The organism is Mesorhizobium sp. M1A.F.Ca.IN.022.06.1.1 (assembly GCF_003952605.1).
In the GTDB taxonomy this organism is placed as follows: domain Bacteria; phylum Pseudomonadota; class Alphaproteobacteria; order Rhizobiales; family Rhizobiaceae; genus Mesorhizobium.
In genome coordinates, this window is the sequence record NZ_CP034455.1 from 5956220 (window position 1) to 5968691 (window position 12472).

Consider the following 12472-nt stretch of genomic DNA (forward strand, 5'->3'; position numbering starts at 1 on the left):
GAGATGTGAATGAGCACCCGGTCCGCGATGGTCGCTCTGGCTCTCGCCCTCGCCGTGACGATCACCGGTGCTGACGAAGCAGCGGCACGGGAGCGCGCCTGCGGCAGTCGCGATCCCGTAAACTCCATAGTGGAAATGTCGGCTGCCATTTACGCCTGCTGGCGGCCGCCCCGCGGAACTGCCGGCCTGTCCTTGACCCTGCGGTTCTCGCTCCGCCGAGACGGAACGCTCATTGGCAAGCCGCGCGCGACCTTCTCCGTACTCGGATCGAACGATGCATTGAACAGAGCCTTCGTTACCTCAGTCCTCGAGGCTCTCGATAAGGCCCTGCCGTTACCCTTTACCGAGAGCATGGGCGAGGCGATCGCAGGGCGCATACTTTCGCCCCGCTTCACGGTTGCGCTTGAACGAAAATCCTGAGCGGGTGGCCGTAGGCGAGGGTCTCACACCGGCGGATTGTGGGGCTGGAACAGCCTTCCGCGCTCGGCGATCAGGATCATCAGCAGGGCGGCGAGGGAAACGCTGCAGAAGCCGGCGGCCAATGGCGTGACCGTGCCGTTATAGGCCTGGCCTATCAGCGTTCCGAGCAGGCCGCCGAGAAAGGTCTGCATGAAGCCGAGGATGGAGGACGCCGTGCCGGCAAGCTCGCCGAGCGGCTCCATCGCAAGCGCGTTGAAATTCGCGCCGAGACAGCCAAATGGAACCATCGCGCCGGCAAAGAAGGCGATGAACAGCCAGAGCGGCATCTCGATCTCGAGCGAGACGACGAGCCAGACCAGGCTGATGGCGAGGAAGAGCAGCAGCGCGCTCTGCGACAGGCGCCGCATGCCGACCTTGCCGACGAGCCGCGCGTTGAGGAAGTTCGAGAAGGCGAGCACGCCCGCGACGCCGGCGAAGATCAGCGGAAACAGCTCGCCGACATGGAAGACTTCGAGATAGATCTGCTGCGCGGAATTGATGAAGCCGAACATGGCGCCGAAGATGAAGGTGCTGGCAAAGGCATAGCAAAGCGCGATGCGGTTGGTGAGCACGATGCGGAAACCGCCGACGATGGCGTTGACGGTTAAGGGCCGCCGGTATTCCGGATGCAGCGTCTCCGGCAAGCGCAACAGCGACCATGCCGACACGATGAGCGCGCCGACGGCCATGGTGACGAAGATCCAGTGCCAGGTGGCGAAGAGCATGATGAACTGGCCGATGCCGGGCGCGACGACCGGTATCGCCATGAACACCATGAAGATCAGCGACATGACCTCGGCCATGCGGCGGCCCTCGAAGGTGTCGCGCACGATGGAGACGGCGATGACGCGGGTGGCCGCCGCGCCGATGCCTTGCACGACACGGCAGGCGAGAAGGGTGGCAAAGGTCGGAGCAACAGCAGCGGCCGCTACCGCCGCCACGTAGATGATCAGGCCGGCGACCAGCGGCGCACGGCGGCCGAAACGATCGGAAACCGGACCGAAGAAGAGCTGACCGGTGCCGAAGCCAAGAATGTAGGCTGTGATCACATACTGGCGGTGGTTTTCATTCTCGACGCCGAGCGAGGCGCCGATCTGCTGCAGTGCCGGCAGCATGATGTCGATGGCGAGCGAATTGAGCGCCATCAGCGCCGCGCAGAGCGCAATGAATTCCCAGCGCGGAATGGGTAAGCTTTTTGCCGACTGCTGCGCTAGTGCCTGATTGTCCACGGCAAAATCCGATCAATCAAACGAACACGCGCCGGTCGACCGGCGCATCAATTCGTCTCGTTCTCGAGTTCGAAAGCCAAAGTGCCGAGGTGGGGCGGCCCCGGATGTCATGGCGCAGCCGGCTGGGCCGGCCAGCGCGAGCTCAAATCAGGCGGCGCCTTTGACGCTGACGCCTTTTTCGACCAGGAAATCCTGCAGCTCGCCGGCCTGGAACATCTCGCGCACGATGTCGCAACCGCCGACGAACTCGCCCTTGACGTAGAGCTGCGGAATGGTCGGCCAGTTGGAATAGTCCTTGATGCCCTGGCGCAGCTCGGCCGAGGTCAGCACGTTCACGCCTTTGTAGTCGACCCCGACATAGTCGAGGATCTGCACCACCTGGCCGGAGAACCCGCACTGCGGGAAGCCGGGGGTGCCCTTCATGAAGAGCACGACGTCGTTGCTCTTCACTTCGCTGTCGATGTAGTCGTTGATGCCGCTCATGGGGAATCCTTTCACGCCTGTGGGGGTCAGGCTCGAAGCATGTCCATCAAATAAACCCATAGGTTGGCTGAAACAAGACGTTAGCCGCGACGCACCCGAAATGGCGCAAAGCTTTGGTCCGCCATTGGGCCAAATCCGCCAGCCGGAACTCTTCCCACAAGCGGGCCGGCAGGCCGGTTCTCTTGTCCCGGTGCCGCTGACGGTTTCCCAGGTGCGCACGCGCCAGAATTATAGCTATAGCTAAATCTTGAAGCATGCGCTATCCTTGCCAGTGCCTTGGAGGAACGCGGATATGCGCGAAACGAAATCGCTGCTGGAACAAAAGCTCGATCGAAGGCTGCTTCTGGCCGGTGGCCTGGCGGCCGGCGGCACGGCGGTGATGGCGACCGCGGCGCGCGGGCAGACCGACCACGCCGGTCACGGAACGCCAGGGGCGGCCGAACCGCAGCCGGCGCACCTGTCCGCGCATGGGGCGATGATCACCGTCGGCGAGGTCGATGATAGCCGCAACGGATTCGATCCAGTGAAGCTGCTGAGCGACTGGGAGACCGGGACGGTGTCGACGCTGCCGGACGGGCGGACACTGCGCAGCTTCGAGGTCACGGCCGAGGACAAGGAAATCGAGATCGCGCCCGGCATCCTGTTCCCCGCCTGGACCTACAATGGCCGCGTGCCGGGGCCGACGCTGCGGGCCACCGAAGGCGATCGCTTGAAGATCGTCTTCCGCAACAACGGCTCGCATCCGCATTCCATGCATTTCCACGGCATTCATGCAGCACGGATGGACGGCGTTCCCGGCGCCGGTCTGATCGGGCCGGGCGAGGAGTTCGTGTACGAGTTCGACGCCCGGCCGTTCGGCTGCCACCTCTATCATTGCCATGCGCTGCCGCTGAAGCGGCACATCCAGAAAGGTATGTACGGCGCCTTCATCATCGATCCCGATCCCGCCAGGCATCCGGAGCACGAGGCGGTCGCCCGCTCGCGCCTGCTCGGCACGCCGGAGAATGCCGGCTGGCAGGAATTCGTAATGGTGATGAACGCCTTCGACACCAATTTCGACAACGAGAACGAGGTCTATGCCGTCAACACCGTCGCCCATGCCTACGCGAAGAAGCCGATACGGGTGCTGAAGGACAAGCCTGTCCGGATCTATCTCGTCAACGTGGTCGAGTTCGACCCGATCAACTCCTTCCATCTGCATGCCAATTTCTTCGACTACTACAATCAGGGCACGACGCTGACGCCGACACTCAGGACCGTCGATCTGATCACCCAGTGCCAGGCCGAGCGCGGTATCCTCGAGTTCCATTTCAGGGAGCACGAGCCAGGCCTCTACATGTTCCATCCCCACCAGTCGGAGTTTACGGAACTCGGCTGGTCGGGCATGTTCGACGTCGTGGAGGCCTTGTCGTGACCGATGTGAGTCGGACCTCCCGGGATACACAGGCCGGTCGGCCGCGCTGGCTCTCTCTGCTCTGGATCGTTCTGCCGCTTGCCGTGCTCGGGCTCGCGGTTGCGTGGATGGTCTCTTCCGACCCGTTGGCCAGCTTTCGCAACGGCGCGCCGCCGGTCGAGAACCTGACCTTCGAGCGGACAATTATCGGAAACGACGGCATTCGAATCCTCGTGCGGGCCGGTGGGTCGGAACCGATGACGATCGCACAGGTCCAGGTCGACGACGCTTACTGGCAGTTCACGCAGGATCCGCCGGGGCCGATCCCGCGCGGCGCAACGGCATGGATCAGTCTGCCATACCCCTGGGTGCTGGGGAGGCGCATGCGATCAATGTCGTAACCAGTACCGGGACAACATTCGGGCACGATATCGCCGTCGCCGTACCCACGCCGACGCGCAGTTCACCTAGCTTTGCCGCGCAAGCGGTGCTCGGCGGCTTTGTCGGCATCCTGCCCGTGGCGATCGGCCTGATGTTCTATCCGGCACTACGCGGGTCGGGCGGAACGGCATGGACTTTCTCCTGTCGATGACCGTCGGTCTGCTCGCCTTCCTTTTCGTCGACACGCTCGAGGACGCGTTCGAACTGGCCGGCGAAGCAGCCGCCCTGTTCCAGGGGTCGACCATGATCGTACTCGCAGCCACCGCCAGTTTCCTTCTGCTCATGGCGGCAGGCCGGCGCAGCGGGACACCGACCGGGCTGGCGCTTGCCACCTTCATCGCACTCGGCATCGGCCTGCACAATCTCGGCGAGGGGCTGGCGATCGGCGCCGCCTTCGTCTCGGGCGCAGCCGGGCTCGGCACGTTCCTGGTGCTTGGCTTCACCTTGCACAACATCACCGAAGGCATCGGCATCGCAGCCCCGATCCTGAAGCAGCGACCGCCGCTCAGGACCTTCGCCATGTTGACGCTGCTCGCGGGAGGTCCCGCCGTCGTCGGCCTATGGATCGGCAGCCTCGCCTATGCGCCGCAATGGTCGGCGCTGGCGCTGGCGATCGGCGCCGGAGCGATCCTGCAAGTGATCGTCGAGATGGTTTCGCTGCAGCTTCGCCAGCGCCCCGATGGCTCGCGCGCCTTGCTCGCACCGGCTGCGATGGCCGGGCTGACAGCCGGGGTCGGCTTCATGTACCTCACGGCGATGCTGGTAAAGATCTGAGCAACGGCGGCGTCAACACTCAGTCCGGAACGCTGGTCTGCAGGGCGAGCGCATGCAGCACGCCGCCCATATTGCCTTTCAGCGCGTCATAGACCATCTGGTGCTGCTGGACGCGGCTTTTGCCGCGGAAGCTCTCGGCCACCACTTCGGCAGCGTAGTGGTCGCCGTCACCAGCCAGATCGCGAATTGTCACCTTGGCGTCCGGAATGCCTTCCTTGATCAGTCGTTCGATGTCGTGCGCATCCATTGCCATGGCAGAAATCCTGTTTTCGAGCGGGCGCAGCCCGTGCGATGAGAGTCGGGGATAAGCGTAGAGCCTTTCCGGTCCGGATTGAAGCGGTTCCATCCGTGACCGAAGCTTCACGGGACATTCCGATCCGGCTGAGCCGCGTCGCCGGCGGACACATCCTCGTGCGTCGAGTAGGCGCGACCGAGGCTGAAGGTCAGCACGTAGAGCGGCACGTTTATCGCGATGCCGACCATCGGCAAGTAGCTCGTCCACTGCCAGACCGGGGAGAAAAACGGCCGGCCGTAGCCATCGCACATAAGCGAAGAACCATACGCCCAAAGCGCTCCGATGGCGGTTGCAATGGCGAAGAGCTTGACGCAAGTGACGATATGCCTTGCCCGAGCCGGCTCCGGCAAAAGGCGCTGCCACAGCACCAGGCACAAAACAGGAATGGCGTAGACGAGGTCCTGAGCGGCCAGCAACGGGATTGCGCCGTTCGCCGCAGCAAGGAACTCGGCTCGCGTTTCGAGCCTTGGACAGACCTCGCTCGAGGTCGTCGACAGCAGCAGAAAGACGAACGGGCCGAGGAACCAGAAAAAGAACAGCGACGGCCAGAAAACCGCTGCAAGCAGCGCCCGGACCGCCAGCCTGGTCAAATGGCCTGATCCATGAAGCGCGGGAACCAGCCCTCATGGGCGGCGGTCAATTCGCTGACCGGAACGGCACGCGCCTCGCCGAGCTTCAGCATGTCGCCACCGGTCGTGCCGATCCACGGCGCGAAGATGCCGAGCTTGCCCTGCTCCGCGCGGATCCTGTCCCATTCGCCGCTTTGCGGGTCGATCGACAAGGTCAGGAGATAACGTCCTTGGTCCTCGCCGAACCAGACCGGGATCGGAGCGGTGCCGGTGAGACCGGGAATGGTGGCGCCGATGCCGGATGCCATCGCCATTTCGGCCAGCGCCACGGCAAGGCCGCCGTCGGAGACATCGTGCGCGGCAGTCACGATGCCGGAAGCGATCAGCGCGCGCACATGGTCGCCGACGCGCTTTTCATGTTCGAGGTCGACGGGCGGCGGCGAACCGTCGGCGCGGCCGTGGATGTCGCGCATATAGACCGACTGGCCGAGATGGCTGCCCCATGTCGGCGGCGCGCCGACCAGCACGATCATCTGGCCCTCGGCGGCAAAGCCGATGCGGGCCATCTTCGACCAATCGGCGATCAGCCCGACGCCGCCGATGGTCGGCGTCGGCAGGATGCCGCGGCCATTGGTTTCGTTGTAGAGCGAGACATTGCCGGAGACGATCGGGAAGCCGAGCGCGCGACAGGCATCGCCGATACCCTTAACCGCTCCGACAAACTGGCCCATGATCTCCGGCCGCTCCGGATTGCCGAAATTTAGATTGTCGGTGGCGGCAAGCGGCAGGGCGCCCGTTGCCGTCAGGTTGCGCCAGCATTCGGCGACGGCCTGCTTGCCGCCCTCATACGGGTCGGCCTCGCAATAGCGCGGCGTGACGTCGGAAGAGAAGGCGAGCGCCTTGGTTGGATGGCCTTCGACGCGCACCACGCCGGCATCGCCGCCTGGGAGCTGCAGCGAATTGCCCTGAATCAGCGTGTCGTACTGCTCCCACACCCAACGGCGCGAAGAGAGGTCCGGTCCGCCCAGCATCTTGAGCAACGCGTCGGCGACGTCGGCCTTGGGCGCGTCGTTCGCTGCAAGCGGCGCCGGCTTCTTCGTTTCGACCCAGGGGCGATCATATTCCGGCGCCTGGTCGCCCAGTTCCTTGATCGGCAGGTTGGCGACCTCGTCGCCGTGGTGCAGCACGCGGAAGCGCAGGTCGTCGGTGGTCGTCCCGACGATGGCGAAGTCGAGGCCCCATTTGCGGAAGATCGCCTCGGCTTCCTCCTCTTTCTCGGGGCGCAGCACCATCAACATGCGCTCCTGGCTTTCCGACAGCATCATCTCGTAGGCGCTCATGCGCTCCTCGCGCACCGGCACCTTGTCGAGGTCGAGCTCGATGCCGAGATCGCCCTTGGCGCCCATCTCGACCGCCGAGCAGGTGAGCCCGGCCGCACCCATGTCCTGGATGGCGATGACCGCGCCCGACGCCATCAGCTCGAGGCAGGCCTCCAGCAGGCACTTTTCGGTGAAAGGGTCGCCAACCTGTACGGTCGGCCGCTTCTCCTCGATCTTGTCGTCGAACTCGGCCGAGGCCATGGTGGCGCCGCCGACGCCGTCGCGCCCGGTCTTGGCGCCGAGATAGACGACCGGCAGGCCGACGCCCTTGGCCTGCGACAGGAAGATGGCGTTGGTTTTGGCGAGGCCGGCCGCGAAGGCGTTGACCAAGATGTTGCCGTTGTAGCGGGCGTCGAAATTGACCTCGCCGCCGACGGTCGGCACGCCGAAGGAATTGCCGTAGCCGCCGACGCCGGAAACGACTCCAGCGACCAGGTGCCGGGTCTTGGGGTGGTCAGGCGCGCCGAAGCGCAGCGCGTTCATCGCCGCAACCGGTCGCGCGCCCATGGTGAAGACATCGCGCAGGATGCCGCCGACGCCGGTCGCGGCTCCCTGATAGGGCTCGATATAGGAGGGGTGGTTGTGGCTCTCCATCTTGAAGACGACGCAGTCGCCGTCGCCGATGTCGACCACGCCGGCATTCTCGCCCGGCCCCTGGATCACCCGCGGGCCGCTGGTGGGCAGCGTGCGCAGCCATTTCTTGGAAGACTTGTAGGAGCAGTGCTCGTTCCACATCGCCGAGAAGATGCCGAGCTCGGTGAAGCTCGGCTCGCGGCCAACCAGATCGAGGATGCGCTGGTATTCGTCGGGCTTCAGCCCATGCGCGGCGACGAGCTCGGGGGTGATCGGCACGGAATTGGATATGGTCATGAGCGGCGATTGGTATCCGTGGGAGAGGGGGCTTTTCTGAGTCTCCTCTTATCGCAAGCTTTCGAGCGATACACCCCCAAAGCACGACGAAAACGCCGCAAAACCGCTGCGCCGGCACCGGCCGGTAGCGCGAGGCGCTTAGGAAAGGACAGGTCAGGAAAAACTGTCGTAGCCGGCGCGGCCCTCGTCGAGCAGGCGGCGGATGACCGCGACGCCACCGGCGACGTCCTTACTTTGCCGGGGTTGCGAAACACCGAAGCGGACGCCGTGGAAGACTTGCTCGGAACGACCGGCCTTGAACTCGTCCTCGTCGTCGATGAGCACGCCCTGCGCAAGGCAGGCATTCTTGAAGGTGCCTGAGAGCCAAGGATCCGGCAAGGTGAGCCAGACGAAGGGCACATTGTCCCGCGCCTTGAAGTCAAAGCCAGCCAGCGTCTCGCGCACGACATGGAGACGAGCTTGGATCTCGGCAATGCAGCGCTTGCGGATATCGTTGGCCTGGCCCGACATCACCAGCCTTGTTCCGACCTCCGCCAGCAGAAAGGGCAGCCCGCCGGTCATCATCTTGTGCGCCACGCGGATGCGGTGGCGGTAGGCGGGCGGGCAGGACAGCCAGCCGCCGCGCACGCCGGCCGCGACCGACTTCGACAGGCCGCCGGCTACGATCGTGCGCTCAGAGGCGTATTCGGCGAGCAGTGGCGTCGGATCGTCGGTCAATTCGCCATAAAGATCATCCTCGATCAGGACGACATTGTACTCGCGCGCTATGCGCGCGATCGCCTGGCGCCGCTCCGCCGACAGCGTAACCAGCGTCGGGTTCTTCGCCGTCGGCATCACGAACATCATCTTCGGGTGTTTCTGCGCGCAGACGCGTTCGAAATCGTCGGGATCGAGACCTTCATCGTCCGCCGAGACCAGCGCGGTACGGCGCCCGATCAGACCGGCGCTGCGCGAGATCTGCGAATAGGTGAGATGCTCGAAGACGATCGTGTCGCCAGGCGTGGTGAGCGCCGCGATCGCCGCCATCACCGCCGCATGGGTGCCAAGCGTCGGCACGATCGAATCGGGCGAGGGGTGAAAGGAATTGCGCTTGAGCCAAAGGCCGCCGGCCTCGAACCAGCGATCCGGGAAATCCCTGGTATAGCTTGAAATGTCGTGGGGGTGCTCCTCCGCCGTCCGCGCCAGCAGTTCGGCAATCAATGCGCCTTGTCCGACATCGGGGGCGGCGGTGCTGTCGAAGCGCAGCTTGCCGCTGGGCGCATCGATGAGCCGCGTTCCGAGCGCGGCGGGCTGCAGCTCGGGCTTGGGGCTCTCCGCGCGTTGCGCGAGCACATAGGTGCCGCGCCCGACCTCCCCACTCACCAGCCCGCGCTCGCGCAGCAACTGATAGGCCCGGCCGACCGTGCCGACCGTAGTGCCAATGTCGTAGGCGAGGTCGCGCTGCGGCGGCAGTTTTGCACCCGCATCGATGACGCCCTTGTCGATATCTGACTCAATGCTGTCAGCAAGGCGCTGATAGAGAGGGCCGGAACCGGAAGCGAGGTCTGGGAGCCAATTTGTCATGGTGACAATTTTTATATTGCATCGCGAGACGAGTCAATCGATATGAGAACGCGGGTAGCTAGATTACAATTGATAGAATTGGTTGATCGCAAGATGAATACAATTGATACATTCCGTTATGACAGCGCCGAGTTGCACGGCCGCCCGTCGGGGCGCCGCAGGTTCGTTGACCGGGTCGTATTCGTGCTTCGTGCCATCGCCAGGCAAATCGACCGAATGCTGGAACGCCGTCGCGGACGCCTTGCGCTCTTGGAGATGACCGACGAGCAGCTCAAGGACATCGGCATTTCGCGCTGCGACGCCCATCGCGAAGGTATCAGGCCGTTCTGGGACTAAGCGCGTCGCGACGCCCTTGATTGTTGCGATGCATGTCAAATCGCTGCGCGGTTTGGGCATACATCGACCGCGAACAGAGCTTCGATGGTATGTTGATTGACGAGCGCGAAAAGCCGACCGTCAATCCTGCATTTGCAGGAAGTGGGCTACGGCCGAGTCACGCGGCAGCGGCGCAGGATGAATTGCCGGCCTGCCAGCGCGCGATGTCGGAGCCTATGCGCGCGCCCAGCGGTTCGGCCATCAACGGCCCGAACACGTCCACTTTGCGGGAATTGCCTTGTGCTTGCACGACCAGCAGCGGCTTGCCGCCATAGTGCTTGGCGGGCACCAGCAGGAAGCGCGGCGTGCCGCTGTAGGAGTTGAGCTCGTTGGCCATCTGATAGGGCTTGAAGGCCGGGTCCTTGCTGGCGATCCAGCACTTGTGAGCGGCGATGGCGACCTGCTCCATGGCAAGCAGGGAAGCGCTCTTGCCAGAGGGGGCGGCGTGGTCTTCGAGCCGGACTGGCAAGAGGCAAGCGCAAATCCGGCGGCGGCCAGGAGAGCAAGGCGAGCAATCGTCAGTCTCATGGTCAGGCCGCCCCGTTGGTCTGAAAGAATGGTCTGAAGGAATCGTCTGAAAGGATCAAGCGGCGATGCCAAGCGCGCCTTCGAACAGCGCCCGGCCGTCGCTGCCGCCGTGTGCCGCCTCGATCAGGTTCTCCGGGTGCGGCATCAGACCGAGCACATTGCCCTTCTCGCTGACGATGCCGGCGATGTCGTTGATCGAGCCGTTGGGATTGGTGCCTTCGGCATAGCGGAACACCACCTGGCCTTCGCCTTCGAGGCGGGCCAGCGTTTCGGCGTCGGCGAAATAGTTGCCGTCGTGATGCGCGACCGGTGAGCGAATGATCTGGCCGGGCTGATAGCCGCGGGTAAACATCGTGTTGGCGTTGGCGATCTCGAGCTTCACGTGCCGGCAGACGAATTTCAGCGAGGCGTTGCGCATCAGGGCGCCGGGCAGCAGCCCCGCTTCGACCAGGATCTGGAAGCCGTTGCAGACGCCGATGACCATGACCCCCTTGGCCGCCTTTTCGGCCACTGCCCGCATCACCGGCATGCGCGCGGCGATCGCCCCGCAGCGCAGATAGTCGCCGAAGGAGAAGCCGCCGGGAATGGCGATCAGGTCGACGTCCGGGATTTCGGTATCGGTCTGCCAGACGGTCGCCGGCGCCTGACCGGAAATCTTGGTCAGAGCCGCGATCATGTCGCGGTCACGGTTGAGCCCAGGCAGGAGGACGACGGCTGATTTCATTTCGGTCGTAGGGCCTCTGGTTTTCGGCGAGTTCGCTGGTGATGCACGCGCTTCAGGAGCCTGTACATCAAATCGCTGGTGGCTTCAGGCATAACCTCTGCGCTGCAACTCAGGTAATAGCCACACTGTAATTCTCAATCACCGTGTTCGCCAGAAGCTTGTCGCACATGGCCTTGAGGTCGGCTTCGGCCTTGGCTTTGTCGGTTCCGGTGAGCTCGATGTCGAAGACCTTGCCCTGCCGCACCTGGCCGACGCCGTCGAAGCCCAGTCCTGAGAGGGCGTGCTCGATCGCCTTGCCCTGCGGGTCGAGAACTCCGTTCTTGAGGGTGACGGTGACGCGGGCTTTCATCGATACTCCTGAGTGATCGGTAGTGCGGAGGGCGGGCACGCCGTTTCCGGCAGGCCCGCGCTGGCAGTCAGTGCTTCGTGCTCTTCGAGGGCTCGGAAGAGGCAACGAGCACCGGGCCTGTCGGGCGCGGCGGCTCGTTCTCGTTCATGATGCCGAGGCGGCGGGCAACTTCCTGGTAGGCCTCGACCAGCCCGCCCATGTCGCGGCGAAAGCGGTCCTTGTCGAGCTTGTCCTGAGTGGCGACGTCCCACAGCCGGCAGGAATCCGGCGAGATCTCGTCGGCGACGACGATGCGCATCATGTCGCCCTCGAACAGGCGCCCGCACTCGATCTTGAAGTCGACAAGCTGGATGCCGACGCCCAGGAACAGGCCGGAGAGGAAGTCATTGACGCGGATAGCCAGCGCCATGATGTCGTCGATCTCCTGCGGGCTCGCCCAGCCGAAGGCGGTGATGTGCTCTTCCGACACCATCGGGTCGTCCAGCGCATCTGCCTTGTAGTAGAATTCGATGATCGAGCGCGGCAGAACCGTGCCTTCCTCGATGCCCAGGCGCTTTGCGAGCGAGCCGGCGGCGACGTTGCGCACCACCACCTCGAGCGGGATGATCTCGACTTCCTTGATCAGCTGCTCGCGCATGTTCAGCCGGCGGATGAAATGGGTCGGGATGCCCATACGATTGAGGTGATTGAAAATGTGCTCGGAGATGCGGTTGTTGAGCACGCCCTTGCCGTCGACCACCTCATGTTTCTTCTTGTTGAAGGCGGTGGCGTCATCCTTGAAGAACTGGATCAGCGTCCCGGGCTCAGGTCCTTCATAGAGGATCTTGGCCTTGCCTTCGTAAATGCGGCGGCGATTTTTCATCTGATTTTTTCTCTGGATTGGCGGGCAGGCGGCAAGCGACCAGTTCCTGTCCGTCTGCCTAAATTAGTTGTGGCGACGGGTGCGTTCAATGCCGGTGTCTATAGCAATCGTAATGTTTGCTCAATCGGCAAATCCAGCCGATCAACCGCTTTCGGAACCGAAATGCCGCAGCGCAGCAT

Annotated in this window: 12 protein-coding genes and 2 pseudogenes; 4 read left to right on the forward strand and 10 right to left on the reverse strand. The window is 63.7% G+C overall.

Going from position 1 to position 12472, the window contains the following annotated elements; genetic code table 11:
- The first annotated feature begins 9 nt into the window (after window positions 1–9).
- Window positions 10–420, forward strand: coding sequence for a hypothetical protein (locus EJ078_RS28295; RefSeq protein WP_208720967.1), 411 nt, complete (start codon window positions 10–12; stop codon window positions 418–420).
- A gap of 23 nt (window positions 421–443) precedes the next feature.
- On the opposite strand, the gene EJ078_RS28300 is transcribed toward EJ078_RS28295, so the two are convergent.
- Together EJ078_RS28300 and grxD are read right to left on the reverse strand one after the other, a co-directional pair.
- The gene (locus EJ078_RS28300) at window positions 444–1643 is read right to left on the reverse strand and encodes a multidrug effflux MFS transporter (protein WP_164757258.1); all 1200 of its coding nucleotides are present in this window, start codon (window positions 1641–1643) and stop codon (window positions 444–446) included.
- A gap of 192 nt (window positions 1644–1835) precedes the next feature.
- On the reverse strand, window positions 1836–2171 hold the full coding sequence (gene grxD, locus EJ078_RS28305) for a Grx4 family monothiol glutaredoxin (protein ID WP_066995148.1): 336 nt from the start codon (window positions 2169–2171) through the stop codon (window positions 1836–1838).
- 292 nt (window positions 2172–2463) lie between these two features.
- On the opposite strand from grxD, the gene EJ078_RS28310 reads away from it, so the two are divergent.
- Window positions 2464–3585, forward strand: coding sequence for a multicopper oxidase domain-containing protein (locus EJ078_RS28310; protein WP_127403316.1), 1122 nt, complete (start codon window positions 2464–2466; stop codon window positions 3583–3585).
- A pseudogene (locus EJ078_RS28315) lies at window positions 3582–4779 on the forward strand (ZIP family metal transporter). The gene EJ078_RS28310 and the pseudogene EJ078_RS28315 overlap by 4 nt, the downstream one beginning before the upstream one ends.
- Before the next feature lie 19 nt (window positions 4780–4798).
- Here EJ078_RS28315 and EJ078_RS28320 read toward each other — a convergent pair.
- The 4 genes from EJ078_RS28320 to EJ078_RS28335 form a co-directional block, all read right to left on the reverse strand.
- Window positions 4799–5032 carry a BolA family transcriptional regulator gene (locus tag EJ078_RS28320; protein ID WP_023674714.1) on the reverse strand — a complete coding sequence of 78 codons (234 nt, stop codon included), beginning with the start codon at window positions 5030–5032 and terminating at the stop codon, window positions 4799–4801.
- 107 nt (window positions 5033–5139) lie between these two features.
- Window positions 5140–5664, reverse strand: coding sequence for a hypothetical protein (locus EJ078_RS28325; RefSeq protein WP_095825268.1), 525 nt, complete (start codon window positions 5662–5664; stop codon window positions 5140–5142).
- Window positions 5661–7892, reverse strand: coding sequence for a phosphoribosylformylglycinamidine synthase subunit PurL (gene purL, locus EJ078_RS28330; protein ID WP_127403318.1), 2232 nt, complete (start codon window positions 7890–7892; stop codon window positions 5661–5663). The genes EJ078_RS28325 and purL overlap by 4 nt, the downstream gene beginning before the upstream one ends.
- 153 nt (window positions 7893–8045) lie before the next feature.
- Entirely contained in the window at window positions 8046–9455 is a 1410-nt protein-coding gene (locus tag EJ078_RS28335; RefSeq protein ID WP_127403319.1) for a PLP-dependent aminotransferase family protein, read from the reverse strand.
- A 93-nt stretch (window positions 9456–9548) separates the two neighbouring features.
- Here EJ078_RS28335 and EJ078_RS28340 point away from each other — a divergent pair, with 93 nt between their 5' ends.
- Complete coding sequence (locus EJ078_RS28340) at window positions 9549–9791, forward strand: DUF1127 domain-containing protein (protein WP_067328464.1); 243 nt, start codon at window positions 9549–9551, stop codon at window positions 9789–9791.
- Between the two features lie 157 nt (window positions 9792–9948).
- Here the strand turns inward: EJ078_RS28340 and EJ078_RS28345 are convergent.
- The 4 genes and pseudogenes from EJ078_RS28345 to purC form a co-directional block, all read right to left on the reverse strand.
- Window positions 9949–10358: pseudogene (locus EJ078_RS28345) on the reverse strand (hypothetical protein).
- Window positions 10359–10413: 55 nt separating this feature from the next.
- Window positions 10414–11082: a phosphoribosylformylglycinamidine synthase subunit PurQ gene (purQ, locus tag EJ078_RS28350; RefSeq protein ID WP_067328327.1), complete on the reverse strand. Its 669-nt coding sequence runs from the start codon at window positions 11080–11082 to the stop codon at window positions 10414–10416.
- Window positions 11083–11191: 109 nt separating this feature from the next.
- Complete coding sequence (gene purS, locus EJ078_RS28355) at window positions 11192–11431, reverse strand: phosphoribosylformylglycinamidine synthase subunit PurS (protein ID WP_066995172.1); 240 nt, start codon at window positions 11429–11431, stop codon at window positions 11192–11194.
- A gap of 67 nt (window positions 11432–11498) precedes the next feature.
- Complete coding sequence (purC, locus tag EJ078_RS28360; RefSeq protein WP_040969563.1) at window positions 11499–12293, reverse strand: phosphoribosylaminoimidazolesuccinocarboxamide synthase; 795 nt, start codon at window positions 12291–12293, stop codon at window positions 11499–11501.
- Between the last annotated feature and the right edge of the window lie 179 nt (window positions 12294–12472).

Excerpts from the sequence above, each read along its gene's own strand:
- EJ078_RS28295 (WP_208720967.1), top strand. The coding sequence starts at position 10 with ATGAGCACCCGGTCCGCGATGGTCGCTCTGGCTCTCGCCCTCGCCGTG.
- grxD (WP_066995148.1), bottom strand. The coding sequence starts at position 2,171 with ATGAGCGGCATCAACGACTACATCGACAGCGAAGTGAAGAGCAACGAC.
- EJ078_RS28310 (WP_127403316.1), top strand. The coding sequence starts at position 2,464 with ATGCGCGAAACGAAATCGCTGCTGGAACAAAAGCTCGATCGAAGGCTG.
- EJ078_RS28320 (WP_023674714.1), bottom strand. The coding sequence starts at position 5,032 with ATGGCAATGGATGCGCACGACATCGAACGACTGATCAAGGAAGGCATT.
- purL (WP_127403318.1), bottom strand. The coding sequence starts at position 7,892 with ATGACCATATCCAATTCCGTGCCGATCACCCCCGAGCTCGTCGCCGCG.
- EJ078_RS28335 (WP_127403319.1), bottom strand. The coding sequence starts at position 9,455 with ATGACAAATTGGCTCCCAGACCTCGCTTCCGGTTCCGGCCCTCTCTAT.
- EJ078_RS28340 (WP_067328464.1), top strand. The coding sequence starts at position 9,549 with ATGAATACAATTGATACATTCCGTTATGACAGCGCCGAGTTGCACGGC.
- purQ (WP_067328327.1), bottom strand. The coding sequence starts at position 11,082 with ATGAAATCAGCCGTCGTCCTCCTGCCTGGGCTCAACCGTGACCGCGAC.
- purS (WP_066995172.1), bottom strand. The coding sequence starts at position 11,431 with ATGAAAGCCCGCGTCACCGTCACCCTCAAGAACGGAGTTCTCGACCCG.
- purC (WP_040969563.1), bottom strand. The coding sequence starts at position 12,293 with ATGAAAAATCGCCGCCGCATTTACGAAGGCAAGGCCAAGATCCTCTAT.